The sequence below is a fragment of the Oceanisphaera submarina genome, from assembly GCF_046521305.1.
GTDB classification, from domain to species: domain Bacteria; phylum Pseudomonadota; class Gammaproteobacteria; order Enterobacterales; family Aeromonadaceae; genus Oceanimonas; species Oceanimonas submarina.
In genome coordinates, this window is the sequence record NZ_JBKGFN010000006.1 from 1 (window position 1) to 23,367 (window position 23,367).

The 23,367-nt window shown below is 53.6% G+C and carries 17 protein-coding genes and 1 pseudogene; 6 read left to right on the plus strand and 12 right to left on the minus strand.

Going from position 1 to position 23,367, the window contains the following annotated elements:
• Positions 1-56: 56 nt before the first annotated feature.
• A pseudogene (locus ACLEIV_RS07555) lies at positions 57-254 on the plus strand (IS5/IS1182 family transposase); the annotation flags it as partial.
• A 173-nt stretch (positions 255-427) separates the two neighbouring features.
• Here ACLEIV_RS07555 and ACLEIV_RS07560 read toward each other — a convergent pair.
• Positions 428-607: a hypothetical protein gene (locus ACLEIV_RS07560; RefSeq protein WP_071473505.1), complete on the minus strand. Its 180-nt coding sequence runs from the start codon at positions 605-607 to the stop codon at positions 428-430.
• A gap of 625 nt (positions 608-1,232) precedes the next feature.
• Between ACLEIV_RS07560 and ACLEIV_RS07565 the strand changes: the two genes are divergently transcribed.
• Entirely contained in the window at positions 1,233-2,360 is a 1,128-nt protein-coding gene (locus tag ACLEIV_RS07565) for an AAA family ATPase (RefSeq protein ID WP_071472932.1), read from the plus strand.
• Positions 2,357-4,546, plus strand: coding sequence for a S8 family peptidase (locus tag ACLEIV_RS07570; RefSeq protein ID WP_410456040.1), 2,190 nt, complete (start codon positions 2,357-2,359; stop codon positions 4,544-4,546). The genes ACLEIV_RS07565 and ACLEIV_RS07570 overlap by 4 nt, the downstream gene beginning before the upstream one ends.
• A 404-nt stretch (positions 4,547-4,950) precedes the next feature.
• Here the strand turns inward: ACLEIV_RS07570 and ACLEIV_RS07575 are convergent, their stop codons facing one another.
• The 3 genes from ACLEIV_RS07575 to guaB all read right to left on the minus strand — a co-directional run bounded on the left by ACLEIV_RS07575 (position 4,951) and on the right by guaB (position 9,579).
• Positions 4,951-6,138 (minus strand): tyrosine-type recombinase/integrase, encoded by a 1,188-nt coding sequence (locus ACLEIV_RS07575; protein ID WP_071472930.1) that lies wholly within the window; start codon positions 6,136-6,138, stop codon positions 4,951-4,953.
• Positions 6,139-6,445: 307 nt separating this feature from the next.
• Positions 6,446-8,023, minus strand: a complete 1,578-nt coding sequence (gene guaA, locus ACLEIV_RS07580; RefSeq protein ID WP_410456041.1) for a glutamine-hydrolyzing GMP synthase — start codon at positions 8,021-8,023, stop codon at positions 6,446-6,448.
• Positions 8,024-8,115: 92 nt separating this feature from the next.
• Positions 8,116-9,579, minus strand: a complete 1,464-nt coding sequence (gene guaB, locus ACLEIV_RS07585; protein ID WP_410456042.1) for an IMP dehydrogenase — start codon at positions 9,577-9,579, stop codon at positions 8,116-8,118.
• Between the two features lie 228 nt (positions 9,580-9,807).
• On the opposite strand from guaB, the gene xseA reads away from it, so the two are divergent.
• Positions 9,808-11,106, plus strand: coding sequence for an exodeoxyribonuclease VII large subunit (xseA, locus tag ACLEIV_RS07590; RefSeq protein ID WP_410456198.1), 1,299 nt, complete (start codon positions 9,808-9,810; stop codon positions 11,104-11,106).
• A gap of 91 nt (positions 11,107-11,197) precedes the next feature.
• Positions 11,198-11,698 carry an aminoacyl-tRNA deacylase gene (locus ACLEIV_RS07595; RefSeq protein WP_410456043.1) on the plus strand — a complete coding sequence of 167 codons (501 nt, stop codon included), beginning with the start codon at positions 11,198-11,200 and terminating at the stop codon, positions 11,696-11,698.
• A gap of 201 nt (positions 11,699-11,899) precedes the next feature.
• On the opposite strand, the gene sucD is transcribed toward ACLEIV_RS07595, so the two are convergent.
• The 8 genes from sucD to sdhC all read right to left on the minus strand — a co-directional run bounded on the left by sucD (position 11,900) and on the right by sdhC (position 21,435).
• Complete coding sequence (sucD, locus tag ACLEIV_RS07600; protein ID WP_410456044.1) at positions 11,900-12,772, minus strand: succinate--CoA ligase subunit alpha; 873 nt, start codon at positions 12,770-12,772, stop codon at positions 11,900-11,902.
• A gap of 4 nt (positions 12,773-12,776) precedes the next feature.
• Complete coding sequence (sucC, locus tag ACLEIV_RS07605; RefSeq protein ID WP_410456045.1) at positions 12,777-13,943, minus strand: ADP-forming succinate--CoA ligase subunit beta; 1,167 nt, start codon at positions 13,941-13,943, stop codon at positions 12,777-12,779.
• A gap of 118 nt (positions 13,944-14,061) precedes the next feature.
• The gene (gene odhB, locus ACLEIV_RS07610) at positions 14,062-15,279 is read right to left on the minus strand and encodes a 2-oxoglutarate dehydrogenase complex dihydrolipoyllysine-residue succinyltransferase (protein ID WP_410456046.1); all 1,218 of its coding nucleotides are present in this window, start codon (positions 15,277-15,279) and stop codon (positions 14,062-14,064) included.
• Between the two features lie 18 nt (positions 15,280-15,297).
• Positions 15,298-18,111 carry a 2-oxoglutarate dehydrogenase E1 component gene (gene sucA, locus ACLEIV_RS07615; RefSeq protein ID WP_410456047.1) on the minus strand — a complete coding sequence of 938 codons (2,814 nt, stop codon included), beginning with the start codon at positions 18,109-18,111 and terminating at the stop codon, positions 15,298-15,300.
• A 96-nt stretch (positions 18,112-18,207) separates the two neighbouring features.
• Positions 18,208-18,924, minus strand: coding sequence for a succinate dehydrogenase iron-sulfur subunit (locus tag ACLEIV_RS07620; protein ID WP_410456048.1), 717 nt, complete (start codon positions 18,922-18,924; stop codon positions 18,208-18,210).
• A 15-nt stretch (positions 18,925-18,939) separates the two neighbouring features.
• Positions 18,940-20,706 (minus strand): succinate dehydrogenase flavoprotein subunit, encoded by a 1,767-nt coding sequence (gene sdhA / locus ACLEIV_RS07625; RefSeq protein WP_410456049.1) that lies wholly within the window; start codon positions 20,704-20,706, stop codon positions 18,940-18,942.
• A gap of 1 nt (position 20,707) precedes the next feature.
• The gene (gene sdhD, locus ACLEIV_RS07630; protein ID WP_410456050.1) at positions 20,708-21,052 is read right to left on the minus strand and encodes a succinate dehydrogenase, hydrophobic membrane anchor protein; all 345 of its coding nucleotides are present in this window, start codon (positions 21,050-21,052) and stop codon (positions 20,708-20,710) included.
• Positions 21,046-21,435 carry a succinate dehydrogenase cytochrome b556 subunit gene (gene sdhC, locus ACLEIV_RS07635; RefSeq protein ID WP_410456051.1) on the minus strand — a complete coding sequence of 130 codons (390 nt, stop codon included), beginning with the start codon at positions 21,433-21,435 and terminating at the stop codon, positions 21,046-21,048. Before sdhC ends, sdhD begins: the two co-directional genes overlap by 7 nt.
• 406 nt (positions 21,436-21,841) lie before the next feature.
• Between sdhC and ACLEIV_RS07640 the strand changes: the two genes are divergently transcribed.
• Entirely contained in the window at positions 21,842-23,128 is a 1,287-nt protein-coding gene (locus tag ACLEIV_RS07640) for a citrate synthase (protein ID WP_410456052.1), read from the plus strand.
• The last annotated feature ends 239 nt before the right edge of the window (positions 23,129-23,367 follow it).

Here is a 23,367-nt window from a genome sequence, read left to right on the forward strand (position 1 = left end):
TTACGGTGGTGACTGTACCACCTTAAATGGTGTCCGGGATCATTGAACCACTACACCTGTCCGAGTGGAAAACCTCGTCTGGCTATCATCAGCGGTCGCTGGCGGAAACGGCGATGTCCCGATACAAACAATTGGTGAGTCCCAAGTTGAGCTTGCGTAACTACAACGGCCAGGTCGGTGAAATCTTGGCCGGCGTGAAGGTCATGAACAAAGTCATAGGACTTGGTATGCCTGTTCGTCAGCCGGTCAGTTAAGGGCGGAAAGCCCTGTAGGGACAGGCTGTCTCGGCTCTGATTTGATCAACAACGCCGCTAAAATTTCTTAAAAAAAACAAAAATTAACATAGTAAAAATAAACAGAAATCGTACTAACTGGCACAACAAAGCAAGGTTCGGCACGCCAAGCTGCATGATTTACCGGCAGGATCTTACTCAAAAACAGCTGACATAATTTTAGCGGCTAAAATGAAGCCTTTCTTAACGAACGGACTCTGAAGCATATTGATAGGAAAAATGCGGTCCAACAACAGCAACAGGCGGCAGTTGATCCGGCTTTGTTCAATAGTGGTTTTCTGAGCTTCGAGGCTGTTCAAAAATTCATCGTTCAATGGTGTTTCCATAAGCATCAGCGTCGAGGCCGCCGCGGCGTAGATTCAACTACTGAGATAGCACTATCGAAACGGCGCTCATCTTCGGATTGCTCTTACAGGAGCTGGAATGGTTCATCAACTCCATTTTTCAGTTGATGGGGCTGCTGACCTCGCCAAGCTACAGCAGCATTAGCTTGCGAAAGGATCACTTGGCAGTTGATGCATGCCCACATTTGAGATATCAGCCTGGCGCTCGTCTGTTAACGAGCTTTTACCTACACGGATCAACCCTCTTCGATGTCAGTTGCATCAGGTCTTGGGCTATGAGGCACACACTACGAGGGAACACTGGTAGTTACTACTTAGATAAGATAGCAATGCAAAGGTGCCATTCGGTAAGAATGTCAGTATTGGGATGCAGGGCATTCGAGGAGTAGAACAATTGCTGAGCTAAAATCAGGTCACTAGGGCGATTGGAGAACCACATTAAGCAACGATCAATGGTCGCTGATAGAAATGTTGACGCATAATAGTTCAAAAAACCACCAAAAAGCAACTGGAATCGACATGTAGTAAATTAGTTGAGCAAATTGGTTCACTATATGTCAAAATGAGTTCATCAGCTTCCTTGTTGGCTCGAAAGATGAAGTACTATACTGAAATATCTAACATTGTGCGCGGTGCTCTAGCAAGTGACCGTAAGCACGTTTCTATTTATATCCAACAACTCATTGAAAAGTTGAAGGCCGATGGTGAAAACCTTGCGGTTAAAGGGCTTATTGAGCAGCTAGAAGGAAATGTACATCCGGTTACAGCGAAAGGAGCGTCAGCAAACTCTGCTTTTCAGAGGCCTATACCGGTCGAGAAAGACAACCGTTTTTCTCTAGCGGATATGTCCCATCCATCGATTATGGATTCTCAGGTTTTTCTACCAGAAGGTTCAAAAAAGATAGTTGAGTCATTCTTAGGCTATATAGATAAAAAAGAGAAGCTGATTGAGCTAAATATACCTATTAATCCAACGTTACTTTTACATGGAGCCCCAGGCACAGGTAAAAGTAAATTAGCTAACTATATTGCTGCAAAGCTAGAGCTTCCTTTAGTTACTGCACGTGCTGATGCTCTAATATCATCCTATTTGGGCTCTACATCGAAAAACATAAGAGCTCTGATTGACTATGCGCAGTCTCAGCCGTGCGTCCTTTTTCTTGACGAGTTCGACGCTATAGCCAAAGCCAGAGATGACAAGAACGAGATCGGGGAATTAAAGAGAGTTGTAGTTAGCTTGCTTCAGAACATAGATACTCTAACAGATACGATCGTTGTAGCTGCAACTAACCATGTCCACCTTTTAGACCCGGCAATTGGTAGAAGATTTCACTACAAGTTAGAACTTAGTCCACCATTAGAAAAAGAAAGATATGCAATTTTCAATTCTTTGCTTTCGAAACATGAGTTTACTGAAGAAGATTTGAAGTTATGTGTTCAAGTGTCGGATGGAATGACTGGTGCAGAGATCGAAATGGCAACATATGAGTATTTAAGATACTCCGTTATTAACGAGCTGCCAGCCTCAAAAATTAGTCTTGTGAGAACTATTTTGCTCTCATTATACCCTTGGCTAAATTTCGAAGATGATGAAGCACGCAGTATAAACATGCAAAAACTAAAAGAGTTAAATGGGGACCTTTTCACAGGGAAACTATTCTCTTTATTATGGGATATATCACCGAGCTATGTTAGTCGGCTACTCAAGGATAATAAAAAATGAGCACCCCTAAGAATCCTATAAAACATGTCCAATTTTCTACTACTGATTATTTTCAGCCGCCAGTGAACACAGGGGGGTCTTCTACTCCATTGAAGCCTGTGACAGCAGAGTTTAGATCTGAACTACTTTCATCTATTGATGCTGTATCCCACTCCTTAGAAGTTGGAACAGAAATTGGTGGTGTTAATACATGTGCAGCTGTTGTTGAGTTGGAAAAAAATGCCATAGCAAAAACACATAGACCTACGGCACTTTTCAATGATAAAACATGTCCTTTTTTTGGCGATCAAGGGTATGGTAAGTTTTTAGTGCAAGTAAATGCAGAAGGTCTTGCTGTATTACGTGACAAGATTCAGAAGGCCGCAACCAAGAGTGCAATTAAGGCACTGTCAACTATTAAAGGCATTAGCAAATACACTCCTAACCTCGATTGTATCGGAACAGATTTAGAACCAATAATTATTCGCTTGTTTCGTTATCGAGATGATAAACTCAACCTAGTTGTTGACCAAAAGTTCGAAGCGTTGCTAAATAACTATGAGGCTAAATGGGTAAAGCACCCTTCAGAATCGGTACGTCTTTATAAAGTTTTTTCTTATCCTAAATCTTTGTTAGAACTTTTACCGTTTATAAGCTCAGTACAAAGCGCTATTCGTTCGCAGAGCATAACCGTAAAGCCAATGTCTGATTCAACTGTTCAGCCAGAGCAAGCAGAACTATCAGAACCTCTGGATGATAGATTGTATCCGATAATTGGTGTGGTCGATAGTGGAGTCAGTAGTGATTGTCCTGCTATCCAGAATTGGGTTGTTGGTTCGAAATGCTATGTTCCAGAGCCTTTGAGAAACTTTTCTCACGGTACATTTGTGAGTGGCTTAGTATCGAATTCATTCCTCTTTAATCAAGATGTGCGCTTTCCACTGAGTCAATCAAAAATATTCAGTGTTGAAGTGCTTGGTGATGGTGTGGGTGATGTGTTTGAAATTATTAATGCAATGCATGAAGTGGCCCAAGAGCAGCCGCATATTAAAATTTGGAACTTGTCTCTAGGCTCATCTTCGCCTGTATCTCTTGATGAAATTTCCACAATGGCTTTAATGCTTGATGAGTTTCAAGATAAATATGATTGCTTATGTATCGTAGCAGCAGGTAATTATACTGATTCGCTCAGGAGTTGGCCTCCAATTTCAAAACTTAATGATGGTGTATCTAGTCCTGCTGATTCTGTCCGCGCGATTACAGTTGGCGCTTTAGCTCATATTGATGGACATGTACTTAATGAAGAGCCGTCACCATTTAGCCGTAAAGGACCAGTTTCGAACTACATACAGAAACCAGACTTAGTACACTTTGGCGGGAACTTACTTTCAGTAGGGGGAATGCCAATCCCATTGGGCGTAAACTCAGTTTGTCCCCTAGGCAACAAGAGAAACGATATTGGCACTAGTTTTTCAACGCCGATTATTGCCACTGTCGCTGCTAATATCTATCAGCAACTAGGTGAAAGAGCCTCCCCAAACCTTGTAAAGGCTTTATTAATTCATAATGCGAATATGAATCATGGTTATAAGCTTGATAAAGAACACAAGTTATATTATGGCTGGGGCTTACCTCAAGATATTAACAGCATTGCTGAAGTGAATGATTTTGAAACAACCCTCGCGTTTCAGGGGCACGCCCAAAAGAGTTTTGAAGTGGAAAAGTTACCGTTTCCTATTCCTGAGTGTCTCCGCACAGAAGAAGGGAAAGTGAGAGCTGAATTCTTCATAACTTTAGTATATCAACCCAAACTAGATCCAAATAGAGCATTTGAATACTGTCAGTTTGATGTGAATGTAGGTTTTGGTGAATATAAAGATGGTAGCTTCTCATCAAAGATTCCACGCCAGCAAGAAGCACATAGCTTTGAGTCGGAACTTATTAAGAATGGTGATAAATGGTCTCCAATTAAAGTCTATTATAAGAGATTTTCCAACGGCACAAACATTGAAAACTGGAGGTTAAGAGTATCCGTTCTAGACCGTGAAGGTGTCGAAGCTCAAGGGGTTCAAATCCCATTCACAATACTAATTACAATTCGTGACATTGACAAAGAAAAGCCCGTTTACAATGAAATGGCGAAGTTAATCGATGCATATAACTGGGAGGTTTCTGACCTAGTTGTCGAGCAAAGAATAAAAATTTAATACCTGTCTCATAGAGGCTAGAGATTGCATTACTAGCCTTAACTTCCCCGGTAGTTTAATGTCGAAAAGATCAGTTAGACGACTAAATTGAACGAGATTATAAACAATAATTTAGGGTGAATAATAAAAAGTATACATCTCAACACCCCGAACTTTAGAATTATTTTCCGGTGGTGTCGATTAAACTTCCTTTTTGTTCAACAAGGAAATCTGAGGGCAATAATTTACTGTGACCCATTCGTTGAATCCGATAAGATAGTTGATATTTACGAGCAAATCGATAAGCACCTAACCATCAAATCATTTCTGCTTAATCACTTGTTACAAGCAAACTCTGGATCAGAGAAAATGAGTATATTGTGACAGAAGGAAGAGAATTATCGTTCTCTTCGCTTATTAACGAGTTAAACCATCCACTCATCAAGCATATCAGCCCAGTCCTGTAGCATGGCGGTACGCTGCTCGCGATACTCTGCTTTGTTGTAAACCGCCCTTACGCCCTTCTGCTCGTGAGCCAGGCATTTCTCTATCCAGTCGGTATTGTAGCCAGCTTCGTGCAGCAGAGTGCTAGCGGTGCGGCGCAGATCGTGAGGGCCAAACTTGGCAAGGGGCTGCCCTTCTTTCTGAGCCAGCTTATAAGTCAGGTCCAGCACGCGGTTCAGGGTGGCGCTGCTCATGGGCAAGTCGGAGTCGTAGCGGGACGGCAGTATATAGTCTGAGCCACCCGAGAAGGTCTTCAGGGCAATCAGGATATCCAGGGCCTGCCTGGATAGAAACACCAAATGGGGATTTCGCCGTTTCATCCGCTCCTTAGGGATAGTCCACAGCGCTTCGCTGAAGTTAATTTCACTCCAGGTGGCATTGGTCAGCTCGCTTTTGCGTACCATGGTCAGCAGCAGCAGCTTTACCGCTGCCCGAATGGACGGTGATGTACCAATCCGCTCAATGTACTGATACATGAGTTTGATTTCTTCCGGCGACAGGGTGCGATCGCGGGGTTCAAACCTGGCAATGCTGGATGGCCTTACCGAATCGGCCGGGTTCTCTACCTTTTGCCCTCGTTCAATGGCCCAGCGGTATACCTGGAGCACAATATCACGGGTATGAACGGCAGTAGCAGGAGCTCCACGGTCTACAATGGCATCGGTCAGCGCTCGTAAGTCTTCATGGGTTATTTCGGAAAGCTTCTGATTGCCGAATTTTTTCTCCAGCTCTCTGGCATACACAGAGCGGCGCATATCCCGGGTGGAGTCCGCCATCTGGTAGCCCCGCAGCCACTTCTCTGCCCAGACACCAAAGGTTTCCGCATCTTTTACCCGTGCCTTGTTCCGAGCTTTCTCCTTGGCCGGTGATTTGCCATCGGCCACCATGCGCTTGGCCTCATTCAGGCGCTCCCGGGCTTCGGCCAGGGTAATGCCCCCTACGCCATAGCGGCCAAAGGTGATCGTCTCCTGGCGTCCATGAATGGAGTAGTTGTAGCGGAACGAGACGGTGCCGGCCGGCGTAACGGCCACATAGAGGCCATCCCGATCGTTCACCTTGTAGAGCTTCTCTCTGGGCTTGAGGTGGCGCAGCTTGGTATCGGTCAGCATGAGTCTGGTCCTTAGTCGATTTTGATACCATGCTGAAAAAGCCTTATGAATCGGCTCTTTATTTCTTTAAAAACAGTGCTTTATGTAAATTTGATACCATGTAGTCATAAGGTAAGGCAGCATGGTATTGGCTCTCACTTATGGTATCGCTCACCGATAATACCAAGTTAAATACCACGCTCAAGTCGTGCTTCCCGCTGCTAATTGTTGCCAGACAGTGCAGGCTGTAAAAACAAAAAAGCCCATGTAAACATGGGCTTAAGTGTCATTTCATGCCGGTTACTGCCAGCTGTTACCTAACGAGTGATTATTCCCACTCGATGGTGGCAGGTGGTTTACCTGAAATGTCATAAACCACACGGGAAATACCGTCGACTTCGTTGATGATGCGGTTAGACACATGACCCAGGAAATCATAAGGCAGGTGCGCCCAATGTGCGGTCATGAAGTCGACCGTTTCTACCGCACGCAACGAGACAACCCAGTCGTACTTGCGGGCATCACCCATCACGCCTACGGAACGTACCGGCAGGAAGACGGTGAAGGCCTGGCTGACCTTGTTGTACAAGTCGTGATTGTGCAGCTCTTCGATGAAGATGGCATCGGCCCGGCGCAGCAGGTCGCAATATTCCTTCTTCACTTCGCCCAGTACACGCACCCCCAGACCCGGCCCCGGGAACGGATGACGATAGAGCATGTCGTAAGGCAGACCCAGCTCCAGACCCACCCGGCGCACTTCGTCCTTGAACAGCTCTTTCAGCGGCTCGACCAGTCCCATTTCCATATCGTCCGGCAGGCCACCCACGTTGTGGTGTGACTTGATCACATGGGCCTTGCCGGTAGCGGAGCCGGCTGACTCGATAACATCCGGATAAATGGTGCCCTGAGCCAGCCATTTAACGTCCTTGATCTTGCCTGCTTCTTCGTCGAATACTTCGATGAAGACACGGCCGATGATCTTGCGTTTGGCTTCCGGGTCATTTTCGCCGGCCATGGCGGCCAGAAAACGGTGCTCGGCATTGACGTGCACTATGTTCAGGCCGAAGTGGTCACCAAACATGTCCATTACCTGCTCGGCTTCGTTCAGACGCAACAGGCCATTGTCCACAAACACACAGGTCAGCTGGGAGCCAATGGCACGGTGCAGCAGCATGGCGGTCACGGAAGAGTCAACACCACCAGACAGGCCCAACAGCACCTTGTCGCTGCCTACCTGCTCGCGGATACGGGCTACTGCATCGTCGATGATGGTCGCCGGCGTCCACAGCGCATCACAACCGCAGATAGCGCGAATGAAGTGCTCCAGCATACGCGCGCCCTGACGAGTGTGGGTCACTTCCGGGTGAAACTGCACACCGTAGAAATGACGGGTTTCGTCCGCCATGGCGGCAAAGGGACAGCTACCGGTCTGGGCAACCTTGTGGAAACCCTCGGGCAGCGCCACGACCTTGTCACCGTGACTCATCCACACGTCCAGCAAGGAATAACCATCGGCGTCTATGGCGTCTTCGATGTTGGCAAACAGCGCGCAGTCGGCAACCCGCTGTACCTGGGCGTAACCGAATTCACGCTCGTTGGAGCCGGATACGGCGCCGCCCAGCTGCTCGGCCATGGTCTGCATGCCGTAACAGATGCCAAACACCGGCACGCCGGCGTTAAACACGTATTCCGGTGCCCGTGGGCTGCCGGCTTCGGTGACCGACTCAGGTCCCCCGGACAAGATAATGCCATTCGGATTGAAGTCACGGATCTGGGCTTCGGTGACGTCCCAGGCCCACAGCTCGCAATACACGCCCAGCTCCCGAACCCGGCGGGCAATCAGCTGAGTGTACTGAGAGCCGAAATCCAGGATCAGGATCCGGTTATCATGAATATTTTTGGTCATCGTCTTCCTACTCGTTACAAAGACCGCCTGTGGGGGGCCAGACGGCAATAGAAAAACGGGGGAACCAGCCCCCCGTCTACTGCGTTTCGGGATCAACCCAACCGGTAGTTGGGTGCTTCCTTGGTAATAGTCACGTCGTGCACGTGTGATTCCTGGATGCCCGCGCCGGATATCTTAACAAATTCTGCCTTGGTGCGCAGGTCATCAATGGTTGCACTGCCGGTCAAACCCATAGCGCTGCGCAGACCGCCCATCTGCTGATGGATAATCGCCTTGAGCATGCCCTTGTAGGGTACCCGGCCTTCGATGCCTTCCGGTACCAGCTTGTCGGCGGCGTTGTCGGTCTGGAAGTAACGGTCACTTGAACCCTTGCTCATGGCGCCCAGAGAGCCCATGCCGCGGTAAGACTTGAACGAGCGGCCCTGGAACAGCTCGATTTCACCGGGAGATTCTTCGGTACCGGCAAACATGGAGCCCATCATCACGCAGTTGGCCCCGGCGGCCAGCGCCTTGGCGATATCACCGGAGAAGCGGATACCGCCATCGGCGATCACTGGAATATCCAGCGCCTTGAGCGCTTCAACCGCGTTGGCCACGGCGGTGATCTGGGGCACACCGCAACCGGTCACGATGCGAGTGGTACAGATGGAGCCAGGACCGATACCGACCTTGACCGCGCTCACTCCGGCTTCGGCCAGGGCCAGGGCGCCGGCGGCAGTGGCCACGTTACCGCCGATAATCGGCAGGTTCGGAAAGGCAGCACGGGTTTCACGAATACGCTGCAACACGCCTTCGGAATGACCGTGAGAGGAATCGATCAGCAGTACGTCGAGGCCTGCATCAACCAGTGCCTGAATTCGTTCTTCGTTGCCCGGAGCAGCACCAACGGCCGCGCCCACACGCAGACGACCACGCTCGTCTTTACAGGCGTTGGGCTTGCTTTCGGCTTTCTGGAAATCCTTGGCACTGATCATGCCGGTGAGCTGGCCCTTGGCACCGACCACCAGCACTTTTTCGATACGGTGTTGCTGCATCAGGGCTTCAACCTGGTCGCGAGACGCGCCGGCCTTGACGGTCACCAGGCGGGACTTTTCGGTCATCACCTCGTTAACCAGCTTGCTCATATCCTGTACGAAGCGCACATCACGACCGGTGATAATACCCACCAGCTCCCCTTCTGCACTCACCACGGGATAACCGGCAAAACCATTCAATTGAGTCTGTTCACGCACTTCGGCAATGGTCATGTCGGGGCGTACCGTGACCGGGTCGGACACCACACCGCTTTCGAATTTTTTGACCTTGCGCACCTGGGCTGCCTGGGCTTCAATCGACATGTTTTTGTGAATAAAGCCGATTCCCCCTTCCTGAGCGAGCGCGATCGCGAGATCGGCTTCGGTCACGGTGTCCATGGCGGCAGAAACAATGGGAATGTTAAGATGGATGTCTTTCGTCAGGCGGGTACGAAGATCCGCAGTGTTGGGCAATACGGTGGAATGAGCTGGGACCAGCAGTACATCATCAAAGGTCAGGGCGTCTTGGGCAATCCTAAGCATCGCAATATTCACCATCAGTTGGGGGGATAAATCGGTAAAAATATTGCCGATGAATTTTAGGCATCCGACCCCCTTCGGTAAAGCGATTTTTGTGATTTTGGCAAATTAGGCGCAGAATAGCCGCAAAAACGGCTTATTTTAATATAAAGATACTCATCAGGGGCCATTTTGCATCAGGATAAATTTACAGAGGTTTATACGGTCACCCGCCTTAATCGCCATGCACGAATGCTGCTGGAAGGCGAAATGGGGGCGGTTACCCTGAGTGGCGAAATATCCAACCTCGCCACCCCGGGCTCGGGGCACTGGTATTTTTCGCTGAAGGACAAGCAGTCCCAACTGCGCTGTGCCATGTTTCTCGGCAACAACCGCAGCGTCGGCTTTCGACCTAAAAACGGCGATCAGGTGCTTATCTTCGGCAAAATCACGCTCTATGAGCCGAGAGGCGATTACCAGCTGGTGGCACAAACCATGGCCCCCGCCGGTGAAGGCTTGCTCAAGCAGCAATTCGAGGCGCTCAAGCTCAGCCTGGGCGAAGAAGGCCTGTTCGACAGTGCACGCAAACGCCCACTGCCCGAGCATCCGGCCCGCATCGGCATTATCAGTTCTCCTACCGGTGCGGCATTACACGACATTCTAACCGTGCTGGCCCGCCGGGCGCCCCATTTGCAGATTATTCTCTACCCCAGCCAGGTCCAGGGCGAGCCCGCCGCCGGGCAGCTGATTTCCGCCCTGGCCACCGCCAATCGCCGCGCCGAAACCGACGTCTTGCTCCTGGCCCGTGGTGGCGGCTCGCTGGAAGACTTGTGGTGCTTCAACGACGAACGACTGGTACGCGCCATCGCCGCGTCGAAGCTACCGGTGGTCAGCGCCGTCGGTCACGAGGTGGATATCACCCTGAGCGATCTGGTGGCCGATCTGCGCGCCCCTACTCCTTCCGCCGCCGCCGAGCTGATCAGCCGGGACGGCGGGGCCCAGCAGCAACAATACCAACAGTGGCAGCAACGGCTGCGGCTGGCCCAGCAACGTTATCTGTCAAACAGCCGACGTCAGCTGGAGCGACTGGAGGCACGCCTTGGCCGCCAGCACCCCCGGCAACAGCTGCAACAACAGGCCCAACGGCTGGATCAACTGCAGGCCCGGCTGCAACGCGCCCTGCGGCAACGGCTGGAGCAGGCACTGCAGCGCCTGAGCAATGGCCGACTGCGTTTACAACACCAACACCCGGCCCAACGACTGCAGAGCCGTCAGGTACAGCTAAGCGGCCTTCAGCTACGGCTGAACAGCCAGATAAAAGCCCGCCTCGACCTCAGCGCCCATCGTCTGGCCCTGGCCGGCTCCCGGCTCAACACCATCAGCCCGCTGGCAACGCTCGCTCGTGGCTACAGCATTACCCAGCAGGGCGCACGGGTGATCACCGATGCCGGCCAGCTGCAACCGGGCGACACCATACGCACCCGTCTGGCCAGGGGGGAAGTCATCAGTCAGGTGCTGAACAGCAACTGCGAGAGTGATGGCGATGTTTGAAGCATTTAAAAATCAGGTTTTAGTGGGCGAGCTATACTATAAAGGCAGCTAAAGAAGGCGGCCGAGATGGCCTTGCCTTCGGGAGGTAGCTATGGCTATGTCAATAAAACTGAAACAGTATCTGGATCAACATAATATCCCCTTTGATACGGTACACCACAGCTATGCGGAAGGTGCGACTCAAAGCGCCATCGCCAGTCATGTTCCACTTGCACAGATGGCCAAGGCGGTCATTCTGGAGCGTGACGATGGCAAATCGGTCATGGCCGTGCTCCCCGCCGCCGACACCGTGGACTTTCAGCGTCTGAATTATCTGATTCACAGCCAGGTACAGCTGGCCAAGGAGGGCGTCCTGGCCCGGTGGTTCGATGACTGCGATCCCGGTGCCATTCCTGCCCTGGGTGAAGCCTATGCGCTGGACACCCTGGTGGACGATGACGTGCTCGGTATGGCCGACATCTACATGGAGAGCGGTGACCACAGGGATTTGATCCATATGAAAGGCGACGACTTCCGCCGTCTGGCCAGCCGCTGGCAACACGGCCAGTTCAGCGTTAAGCCCGATCCCTGGAGCCGCGTCGAACGGATGTGAAGATGGGTAAGGCGTGAGGCGATGCGGTCAAGGTCATTCCGGCCCCGAGCCGGAATCCATTCCGCAGGCGGCGGTGCATTCTCGTACTGATTGTGCACCATGCCATGGACTCCCACCTTCACGGGAGTGACGAGATACCCTGCATTAAAAAGGAGCCTTCCGGCTCCTTTTTCTTTCAACTTAAAGCTGACAGCTTTACTGTTACCAGCCGGTCACTTCGCGCAGTGCCTGACCGATATCGGCCAGAGACCGTACGGTTTTGACACCGGCGTCCTGCAGGGCGGCAAACTTCTCGTCCGCAGTGCCCTTGCCACCGGATATGATGGCGCCCGCATGGCCCATGCGTTTGCCCGGAGGCGCGGTGACACCGGCGATGTAGGACACCACCGGCTTGGTGACGTGCTCCTTGATGTAGGCGGCGGCTTCTTCTTCGGCGGTACCGCCGATTTCACCTATCATCACGATGGCTTCGGTTTCCGGATCTTTTTCGAACAAGGCAAGAATGTCGATAAAGCTGGAGCCCGGAATAGGGTCGCCACCGATGCCCACACAGCTGGACTGACCGAAACCTTCGTCTGTGGTCTGCTTGACCGCCTCGTAGGTCAGGGTGCCGGAGCGGGACACGATACCCACCTTGCCCTTCTTGTGGATGTGACCAGGCATGATGCCAATCTTGCACTCGTCGGGGGTGATCACACCGGGACAGTTGGGGCCGATCATCCGCACACCGGTTTGTTCCAGCTTTACTTTCACGTCCAGCATGTCCAGGGTCGGAACGCCTTCGGTAATGGTGACAATCAGCTCTATGCCCGCGTCGATGGCTTCCAGAATGGCATCTTTACAGAAAGCCGCCGGTACATAAATGACGGTCGCGGTAGCGCCAGTCACTTCCACCGCTTCGCGTACCGTATTGAATACCGGCAGGCCCAGGTGAGTGGTGCCCCCCTTGCCGGGCGACACGCCGCCGACCATTCTGGTGCCGTATTCGATGGCCTGTTCGGAATGAAAAGTACCCTGGCCACCGGTGAAACCCTGACAAATCACCTTGGTGTTTTTGTTGATCAGAATGCTCATGCTGTTATTTCCCCTGTGCGGCGTTGACGACCCGAACGGCGGCGTCGGTCAGGCTGGTGGCGGCGATGATGTTTAGCCCGGACTCGGCCAGTTTGGCGGTTCCGGCATCGGCATTGTTGCCTTCCAGACGCACCACCACAGGAACTTTCACGCCCACCTCCTTCACCGCACCGATAATGCCGTCGGCAATCATGTCACAACGCACTATGCCGCCGAAGATATTCACCAGCACCGCTTTTACATTGCTGTCGGAGAGAATAATCTTGAACGCTTCGGTTACCCGCTCCTTGGTGGCGCCGCCGCCTACGTCCAGGAAGTTGGCGGGTGAACCACCATGCAGATTGACAATATCCATGGTCCCCATGGCCAGGCCGGCGCCGTTGACCATGCAGCCGATATTGCCATCCAGCGCCACGTAGTTCAGCTCCCACTTGGCGGCGTGAGCTTCGCGGGCATCGTCCTGGGACGCGTCGTGCATGTCACGCAGCTTGGGCTGACGGTAGAGGGCATTGGAGTCGATGTTGATCTTGCCGTCCAGGCACAGCAAATCGCCGGCCTTGGTGATCACCAACGGGTTCACTTCCAGCAGAGCAAAATCCAGGTCCAGGAACATCTGTCCCAGCCCCAGGTAAATTTGGGTGAACTGTTTGATCTGGTTGCCCTTGAGGCCCAGTTTAAATGCCAGTTCACGGCCCTGGTATGCCTGCGGGCCTACCAGGGGATCGATGGCGGCCTTGTGGATCAGTTCGGGGGTCTCTTCGGCCACCTTCTCGATTTCCACACCACCTTCGGTGGAAGCCATAAACACCACCCGACGGGTACCCCGGTCGACCACGGCACCCAGATACAGCTCTTTGTCGATATCGGTGCAGGACTCAACCAGTATCCGGGCAACCGGCTGACCTTTGGCATCGGTCTGATAGGTCACCAGGTTCTTACCCAGCCAGTGTTCTGCGAATTCTCGTATCTCTTCTTTGGTGTTAGCCAACTTGACGCCACCGGCCTTACCTCGGCCTCCGGCGTGAACCTGACATTTCACCACCCACATACTACCGCCGATCCTGCTGGCGGCTTCCACTGCTTCCTGTGGATTGTCACATGCATAGCCTTCTGAAACGGGCAGACCGTATTCAGCAAACAATTTCTTTGCCTGATATTCATGCAAATTCATGTTGTATTTCCGTTGTTGTGTAGGGATTCAGAGTATATTTTTTTCCGTTATCTAATTGAACTTCAGGTATAAAAAAAGGCCGGGCCGAAGCCCGACCTCATTATCGGTGTATATGGGTTTAAACGTCCAGCAATAAGCGGGTCGGATCTTCCAGCAGTTCCTTGATGGACACCAGGAAACTGACCGATTCGCGTCCGTCGATGAGACGGTGATCGTAAGACAGCGCCAGATACATCATCGGCAGGATTTCGACTTTACCGTCAACGGCCATGGGGCGATCCTGGATCTTGTGCATACCCAAAATGGCGCTCTGCGGCGGGTTGATGATCGGGGTCGACATCAGAGAGCCGAATACACCACCGTTGGTAATGGTGAAGTTACCGCCGGTCATGTCGTCCACGGTCAGCTTGCCGTCACGACCCTTGATGGCCAGTTCCTTGATGCTCTTTTCGATGTCGGCCAGGCTCAGGCGATCACAGTCACGCAGCACAGGAGTTACCAGACCACGGGGGGTGGAAACGGCGATACTGACGTCGAAGTAGTTGTGATACACGATATCATCACCATCGATGGACGCGTTCACTTCCGGGAAGCGCTTGAGCGACTCTACTACGGCTTTCACGTAGAAAGACATAAAGCCCAGACGAATACCGTGACGCTTCTCGAACACTTCCTGATACTGCTTGCGCAGGCTCATGATCGGACCCATGTTGACCTCATTGAAGGTGGTCAGCATGGCAGTGGTGTTCTTGGCTTCCAGCAGGCGTTCGGCAACGCGCTTACGCAGACGGGTCATGGGCACGCGCTTCTCGGTGCGCTCACCCAGCGGTGCCACAGGAGCTTCGGCCTTGGCTGCAGCAGGCGCTGCCGCCGGCTTGTTGCCTCCTTTGATGAAAGCTTCAACATCTTCCTTGGTGATACGACCGCCCTTGCCGGAGCCGGACAGCTTGGCCACGTCGATGCCGTGTTCAGCCACCAGACGGCGAACCGCCGGGCTCAGGCTGTCATCGTCGGACTTGGCGTCGGCTTTGCTTTCTTCCTTGGCTTCACCGTTGGTGGAAGAGGCTGCCTTTTCCTTGGTCGCTTCACCGGCCACGGCACCCTTCTTGAGCCTGCCGATCAGTTGCTGACCCAGCACGGTGGCGCCCGCGTCTTCGAGAATGGCTTCCAGAATACCGGCTTCGGGTGCCGGTACTTCCAGTACCACCTTGTCGGTTTCGATGTCGACGATCACTTCGTCGCGTTCAACCCGGTCACCCGGCTGTTTGTGCCAGGTGGCGATAGTGGCATCGGCGACGGACTCTGGTAAGTCGGGAACCTTGATTTCGATGGTCATCAATATGTCCTTTGTGCGTTATGCTTTGGTCAGCGTCAGTGCGTCTTCGACCAGCGCTTTTTGTTGTTGTAAGTGAACAGAGGTGTAGCCCACCGCCGGTGATGCAGAGGCTTCGCGACCTGTATAACGCAGGTTCGCTCCCGCCGGAATCGCTGCCCGGAAGTGGTGCTGGCTGCAATACCAGGCCCCCTGGTTTTGCGGCTCTTCCTGACACCAGACGAAATCGGTCACGTGCTGGTAGTCGGCAAAAATCGCGTCAACCTCTTCCTGAGGGAACGGATACAATTGTTCGATCCGAATAATGGCCACATCCGTTTGTTCATGCTTGCGCCGTGTTTCCAGCAAATCGTAATACACCTTGCCTGAACACAGAACAACACGCTTGACGCCTTTGGGATCCAGATCATCAATTTCACCGATGGCATTCTGGAAAGTGCCGCTGGCCAGGGTTTCCAGCTCGGAAACCGCCAGCGGATGACGCAGCAGCGACTTGGGTGTCATCACCACCAGCGGGCGACGCATGGGGCGCAATACCTGACGACGCAGCATGTGGAACACCTGCGCCGGGGTCGTGGGCACACAGACCTGCATGTTGTGCTCGGCGCACAGCTGCAGATAACGCTCCAGACGCGCACTGGAGTGCTCAGGACCCTGACCTTCGTAACCGTGGGGCAGCAGCAGAGTCAGACCGCACATCCGGCCCCACTTCTGCTCACCGGAACTCAGGAACTGATCAATCACCACCTGGGCACCATTGGCGAAGTCACCGAACTGGGCTTCCCATACGGTCAGGCCGTCCGGCTCGGCGGTGGCATAACCATATTCAAAGGCCATCACCGCTTCTTCGCTCAGCACAGAGTCATAGACCTGGAACTGGCCCTGACTATCGGACAGATGACACAACGGGGTATAGGTGCTGGCATCGTTCTGGTTGTGCAGTACCGCATGACGGTGGAAGAAGGTGCCGCGGCCCGAATCCTGACCGGTGAGACGCACTTCATAGCCGTTGTCACACAGGGTGGCGTAGGCCAGCACTTCGGCAAAGCCCCAGTCGGCCAGCTTCTCGCCCTTGGCCATCAGCTTGCGATCGGCATAGATCTTGCCAACCTGACGCTGCAGGGTATGGCTCTCCGGGTACTCGGTGACCCGCTCGGCCAGCTCTTTCAGCTTGTCCAGCGAATAGGCCGAGTCGTAGTCCATGTCCCACTCGTGACCCAGGTAGGGTGACCAGTCGACGGAGTGCTTCTCCATCGGACGCCATTCCTTGACCACACACTCACCGCTGTCCAGCAAATCACGGTATTCGTTGATCATGACCGTGGTGTCTTCCGCCGAGATGGTGCCTTTGGCAATCAGCTGATCGGCGTAAATCTTGCGCGGGGTCGGGTGTTTTTTGATTTTCTGATACATCAGCGGCTGGGTCGCACTCGGCTCGTCGGCCTCGTTGTGACCGTGACGGCGGTAACAGACCAGATCGATCACCACATCACGACCAAACTCGTTACGGTAATCCAGCGCCAGCTGAGTCACCTGTACCACGGCTTCCGGATCATCCGCATTAACGTGGAAGATCGGCGCCTGCACCATCTTGGCGATATCGGTACAGTATTCGGTAGAACGGGTATCACGCGGGTTGGAGGTAGTAAAACCAACCTGGTTGTTGATAACGATCCGTACTGTGCCACCCACACCGTAACCCCGGGTCAGCGACATGTTGAAGGTTTCCGCCACCACGCCCTGACCGGCAAAGGCCGAATCGCCGTGAATGGTGATCGGCAATACCTTGCGGCCATCCGGGTTGGACAGTCTATCCATGCGCGCCCGCACAGAGCCGATGACCACCGGGTTGACAATTTCCAGATGCGAGGGGTTGAAGGCCAGCGCCAGATGCACGGAGCCACCCGGCGTCTCGAAATCGGAGCTGAAACCCATGTGGTATTTCACATCACCAGAGCTCTGGGTCTCGTACTTGCCGGCAAAGGCATCGAACAGGTCCTGAGGTCGCTTGCCCAGCACGTTGACCAGCATGTTCAACCGGCCACGGTGGGCCATGCCGATCACCACTTCACGACCACCATTCTCACCGAAACGACGGATCAGCTCCTTGGTCATGGGCACCAGGGCATCGCCCCCTTCGAGGGAGAAACGCTTGGCGCCGGGGAACTTGGCCCCCAGGTATTTTTCCAGGCCTTCGGCGGCGTTCAGGCTGTCGAGAAAACGCAGCTTGTCTTCCTGACTGAACTTGGGATCACCCACCACCGGCTCAAGCTGGCTCTGGATCCAGCGCTTCTCTCTGGTGCTGGTAATGTGCATGTACTCGGCACCGACTGGGCCGCAGTAGGTCTTCTTCAGCGCCGCCACCAGATCCTTCAGCTTCATGGTTTCCTGGCCGATGGCATAGGAGCCCACGTTGAAGGTGGCATCCAGATCGGCACCGGTCAAATTGTGGAATGCCGGGTCCAGCTCGGCCACTACCTTGCGATCCCACAGACCGAGCGGATCCAGGTTGGCATTCTGATGGCCACGAAAACGATAGGCGTTAATCAGCTGCAGAACTTTAACCTGCTTGGCGTCAGTGTGGGGATCACTGACCGGAGTGGCATAGCGGGAGGTGTCTTTAGCAAGGCGGCGGAAGTAATCTCTTACTTGTGAATGAGGTTGGTCCTGCACGTTTTCTTCTTGCACCGGCAGGCCGTTGAATACGGTCTGCCATTGCTCGGGAACGGATTCAGGATCGGCAAGATAAGCCTCATAAAGGTCTTCTACATAGGTCGCATTGGCACCGGCCAGGTAAGAAGATTCCAGCCAGGCTTGCATTACGCCATTGTGCATCTTTATCCCTTTGTAACGTCTCGACAGGGCTACTGTCGTTCTGGTCGTCGAGTCAAAGCCGTCCTTGCGGACGGCGGGTTTATCTAGCTGGGACGATTAAACTGCCCGTTTCAACAGCATGGACTTTATGTGACCAATGGCCTTGGTGGGGTTCAGGCCCTTGGGACATACATTCACGCAGTTCATGATGCCATGACAGCGGAATACGCTAAAGGCGTCATCCAGTTCGGACAGGCGCTCATCGGCCGCGGTGTCGCGGCTGTCGGCCAGCCAGCGGTAGGCGGCCAGCAAACCGGCCGGGCCGATAAACTTGTCCGGATTCCACCAGAAGGAGGGACAGGAGGTCGAGCAGCAGGCGCACAGAATGCACTCATACAGTCCATCCAGCTTGGCCCGTTCTTCCGGTGACTGCATGTGTTCCCGTGCCGGCGGTAATTTTTCATCGGCAATCAGGAAGGGTTTGACCTTTTCCCACTGGGTGTAGAACTGGCTCATGTCGATCACCAGGTCACGCACCACCGGCAGGCCGGGCAGTGGTCGAATTACCACCTTGTTATCCTTGCCCAGCAAGTCGGACAGCGGCGTAATACAGGCCAGGCCGTTCTTGCCGTTCATGTTCATGCCATCGGAGCCGCAGACGCCTTCCCGGCAGGAGCGACGGAAGGACAGGGTCGGATCCTGTTCCTTCAGGGCCAGCAGGGCATCCAGCACCATCATGTCGGAACCTTCGGCTACTTCCAGCCGATAGTCTTTCATGTAGGGCTTGGCATCGGTTTCCGGGTTGTAACGGTAAACTGAAATAGTGACTTGCATCTTTATCCCCTCCCCTTAGTAAGTCCGCGCTTTCGGCGGGAATGCGTCACGATGATTCGGCGACATATTCACGGACCGTCTGCTCATGGACTCGGTTTGCGGGCTGTACAGGGAATGACACAACCAGTTTTCGTCATCACGCTCCGGGTAATCGAAACGAGAGTGGGCACCACGGCTTTCGGTACGGAAGTTCGCGGCCACGGCGGTGGCGTAAGCGGTTTCCATCAGGTTGTCCAGCTCCAGACATTCGATACGCTGGGTATTGAAGTCGCTGCTGGTATCGTCCAGACGGGCGTTCTTCAGGCGCTCACGAATTTTCTTCAGCTCGGCCAGGCCGGATGCCATGGCATCGCCTTCGCGGAATACCGAGAAGTTGTGCTGCATGCACTCTTGCAAGTCTTTCTTGATTTGTACCGGATCTTCGCCGTCGCGGTTGTTTTCCCAACGGTTATAGCGCGCCATGGCGGCGTCTATATCGGCATCGGTCGCGTCTTTGATATCTGTCAGCTCGTTCAGGGCTTCGGTCAGATGACGACCCACGGCACGACCGAACACCACCAGATCCAGCAGCGAGTTACCGCCCAGACGGTTGGCACCGTGCACCGATACACAGGCAATCTCGCCGACGGCAAACAGACCTTTCACCGGCACATCGTTACCTTCTGCATCGATGGTCAGCGCCTGGCCCTTCACGTTGGTCGGAACACCGCCCATCATGTAGTGACAGGTAGGAATAACCGGAATCGGCTCTTTCACCGGATCCACGTGCGCGAAGGTACGGGACAGTTCACAGATGCCGGGCAGACGGGATTCGAGTACGTCCTTACCCAGGTGATCCAGCTTCAGCTTGATATGCGGACCCCAGGGGCCATCGCAGCCGCGGCCTTCACGGATCTCGATCATCATGGAACGGGCAACCACATCACGACCGGCCAGGTCTTTGGCGTTGGGCGCGTAACGCTCCATGAAGCGCTCGCCGTCCTTGTTCAGCAGGTAGCCGCCTTCACCGCGGCAACCTTCGGTCACCAGGGTACCCGCACCGGCAATACCGGTGGGGTGGAACTGCCACATTTCCATGTCCTGCACCGGTACACCGGCTCGCAGCGCCATACCCACGCCGTCACCGGTGTTGATATGGGCATTGGTGGTGGACTGGAAAATGCGACCGGCGCCGCCGGTAGCCAGAATGGTGGCCTTGGCCTTGAAGTACACCACGTCACCGGTTTCGATGTCGATGGCGGTACAGCCCACCACGTCGCCGTCCTCGTTTTTCACCAGATCCAGTGCATACCATTCGGAGAAAACGGTGGTCTTGTGCTTGACGTTCTGCTGGTAGAGGGTGTGTAGCAAGGCATGACCGGTACGGTCGGAAGCCGCGGCAGTACGCGCCGCCTGTTCACCACCGAAGGCCTTGGACTGGCCGCCGAAGGGACGCTGATAAACCTTGCCGTTGTCGAAGCGAGAAAAGGGCAGGCCCATTTTTTCCAACTCGAGGATGGCTTCCGGACCGGTCTGACACATAAACTCGATGGCGTCTTGGTCACCGATGTAATCGGAACCCTTGACGGTATCGTACATGTGCCATTCCCAGTTGTCCTCGTGGGCATTGCCCAGTGCGACCGTAATACCGCCCTGGGCGGACACGGTATGAGAACGGGTCGGAAAAACCTTGGACAGGAGCGCACAGCTCTTGCCGGACTCGGCTATTTGCAGCGCGGCACGCATGCCCGCACCACCGGCGCCGATCACCACGGCGTCGAATTCGCGAATTGTAATAGTCACCTTATACACCCCACAGTACGACAATACCGGTCAGTACATAAACCAGCAGTAACACCACTATCCCGAATTGGGCCACACCGCGCCACAAGGCCGGTTTGACATAGTCGGACAGCACCTGCCAGGCACCAATCCAGCCATGCATCAGCATGCTGAACAGCGCCAGTAGCGTAAACACCTTGGTAAAGGTCTTATCGAAGAAGCCCGTCCAGACATCAAAGGTAATGTCGTTGAAGGCGATAAAACCCACCAGGTAGAGGGTGTATAAGGTCAGAATAACGGCCGACGCGCGCATCAACATGAAGTCATGTACGCCGCTGCGACCAAAGGTTGCAGAATTGGTTACCATACCATTACCCCCGCCAGCAGTGACAATACAATAGTCACACCGAACGCCACCTTGGCGCTCTGCGCACCCGACTCCAGCTCTTCACAGTAGCCCAGGTCCATAATGAGGTGGCGAATGCCGCCCACTATGTGGTAGGCCAGCGCAGTCAGCACACCCCAGAGGATAAATCCGACGAAGAAACCGTCGAGAATATCCACGACCGCCAGAAACCCGTCTTCGGAAGAAAGCGAGTAACTCAGCAGCCACAGCAGGATGGCGAGTGCGAACAGCGTGATGACACCGGAAACCCGGTGCAGGATGGATGCGATTGCAGCGACAGGTTGGCGAATAGTCCGTAGGTCGAGGTTTACAGGTCTCTGTTTTTTAGTCACGGTCTTGCCCACTAGCTCCATGGAGCACGTTAGTTATTGTTTTAACAGATAAAGCCCGGATATATGAAATAAGGAGATAAGAGAAAATGCGCACTGAAATCCGGATGCCCGAGGGCGTTCAGAACACCAGCGATTACACTTGCAACAGACCCAAAACTGCACCATATACCCTCGCAGCTAGTATATGGGGGCGAAAAATAATTACAACGAAGGGTCTTCAGCAATTGCCAAATGTGTAAAGCCGATCGCACAACGACGTCAACCCGTGGTCAGCCGCATCCAGGAAAATTGACATTACCCCCCGCTTCTGTTTTCAATATGCCCGCACCATGGGAGGCAATAGTAGTTAGAAATTTTTTTGAACTATGTAAAAATACCTACCCGTGGACCTATTATAAGAAAGCGAAGGAGACGTGCTATGGCTGACCAAAAGGCCACTCTACACTTGCCCGGCAAGGAACCCATCGAGCTTCCAATCGCCTCGGGCACTGCCGGCTATGATGTGATCGACATCAGCTCGCTAGGCTCGAATGGATACTTTACCTACGACCCCGGTTTTATGGCCACTGCGTCCTGCCAGTCCGAAATCACCTATATCGATGGTGACAAAGGCATACTGCTGCATCGCGGCTACCCCATCGACCAGTTGGCGCAAAACGCCAATTACCTGGAAGTCTGCTACCTGCTCCTGTATGGAGAAGCGCCCACCGCCAAGCAGTTTGAGCAATTCCAGCGTAATATCATGCGTCACACCATGGTACACGAACAGCTGTCGTCCTTTTTCAAGGGCTACCGCCGTGACGCTCATCCCATGGCTATTGTCTGTGGTGTTATCGCCGGTCTGTCGGCCTTCTACCATGACCCGATGGACATCAACAATCAGGAACACCGGGAAATTGCCTCCCATCGCCTGATTGCCAAGCTGCCGACCATCGCTGCCATGGCCTACAAATATTCCATCGGTCAGCCGTTCGTTTACCCGCGGAACGAACTGAGTTATGCGGCCAACTTCCTGCAGATGATGTTTGCCGTTCCCTGTGAAGACTACAAGGTCAACCCCATTGTCGAGCGCGCCATGGACCGCATCTTTACCCTGCATGCGGATCACGAGCAGAACGCCTCCACCTCGACCGTGCGCCTGGCCGGCTCCAGTGGTGCCAACCCCTTCGCCTGTATCGCCGCCGGCATTGCATCGCTGTGGGGCCCGGCTCACGGTGGCGCCAACGAAGCCTGCCTGATGATGCTGGAAGAAATCGGCTCTGTGGATCGTATCCCCGAGTTTATCGATCGCGCCAAGGACAAGGATGATCCCTTCCGTCTGATGGGCTTCGGTCACCGGGTTTACAAGAACTTCGACCCGCGGGCCACCGTGATGCGCGACACCTGTCACGAAGTGCTGGACGATCTCAAAATCGAGGATCCGCTGCTGGACGTGGCCATGGAGCTGGAGCGTATCGCGCTGTCAGACCCCTACTTCGTCGATCGCAAGCTGTACCCGAACGTCGATTTCTATTCAGGCATCATTCTGAAGGCCATCGGTATTCCAACCTCCATGTTCACCGTGATCTTCGCCCTGGCGCGTACCGTGGGCTGGATGTCACACTGGAACGAGATGATGTCCGATCCCAAACAGAAAATCGGCCGTCCTCGCCAGCTGTACACAGGTGCACCCGAGCGCGAGTTCAAGACCCAGGTTGAAAAATAACCGTCGTTAAGCATCACAGCTAAACAGCAAAAGGCCGGCATCAAATGCCGGCCTTTTTTAATTATTGCCAAGTTAAATAACAAGCTAATCGCATTTCAACCCCAGAGGCTACAGGGTTACCTCCTCCGACACGCTGCGAGCACATTCCTGTGCCGCTCAGCAAATGCCGTCCCTGGCATTTAACGGTCATCCCTGTTGCCTCTTCCAGGAAGAGGAGCTGGCCGCTGGTGATACCACCA

What these genes read in the sequence shown, in the direction of transcription:
- ACLEIV_RS07565 (WP_071472932.1), top strand. Translation starts at nt 1,233, where the DNA reads ATGAAGTACTATACTGAAATATCTAACATTGTGCGCGGTGCTCTAGCA.
- ACLEIV_RS07570 (WP_410456040.1), top strand. Translation starts at nt 2,357, where the DNA reads ATGAGCACCCCTAAGAATCCTATAAAACATGTCCAATTTTCTACTACT.
- ACLEIV_RS07575 (WP_071472930.1), bottom strand. Translation starts at nt 6,138, where the DNA reads ATGCTGACCGATACCAAGCTGCGCCACCTCAAGCCCAGAGAGAAGCTC.
- guaA (WP_410456041.1), bottom strand. Translation starts at nt 8,023, where the DNA reads ATGACCAAAAATATTCATGATAACCGGATCCTGATCCTGGATTTCGGC.
- guaB (WP_410456042.1), bottom strand. Translation starts at nt 9,579, where the DNA reads ATGCTTAGGATTGCCCAAGACGCCCTGACCTTTGATGATGTACTGCTG.
- xseA (WP_410456198.1), top strand. Translation starts at nt 9,808, where the DNA reads ATGCTGCTGGAAGGCGAAATGGGGGCGGTTACCCTGAGTGGCGAAATA.
- ACLEIV_RS07595 (WP_410456043.1), top strand. Translation starts at nt 11,198, where the DNA reads ATGGCTATGTCAATAAAACTGAAACAGTATCTGGATCAACATAATATC.
- sucD (WP_410456044.1), bottom strand. Translation starts at nt 12,772, where the DNA reads ATGAGCATTCTGATCAACAAAAACACCAAGGTGATTTGTCAGGGTTTC.
- sucC (WP_410456045.1), bottom strand. Translation starts at nt 13,943, where the DNA reads ATGAATTTGCATGAATATCAGGCAAAGAAATTGTTTGCTGAATACGGT.
- odhB (WP_410456046.1), bottom strand. Translation starts at nt 15,279, where the DNA reads ATGACCATCGAAATCAAGGTTCCCGACTTACCAGAGTCCGTCGCCGAT.
- sucA (WP_410456047.1), bottom strand. Translation starts at nt 18,111, where the DNA reads ATGCACAATGGCGTAATGCAAGCCTGGCTGGAATCTTCTTACCTGGCC.
- ACLEIV_RS07620 (WP_410456048.1), bottom strand. Translation starts at nt 18,924, where the DNA reads ATGCAAGTCACTATTTCAGTTTACCGTTACAACCCGGAAACCGATGCC.
- sdhD (WP_410456050.1), bottom strand. Translation starts at nt 21,052, where the DNA reads ATGGTAACCAATTCTGCAACCTTTGGTCGCAGCGGCGTACATGACTTC.
- ACLEIV_RS07640 (WP_410456052.1), top strand. Translation starts at nt 21,842, where the DNA reads ATGGCTGACCAAAAGGCCACTCTACACTTGCCCGGCAAGGAACCCATC.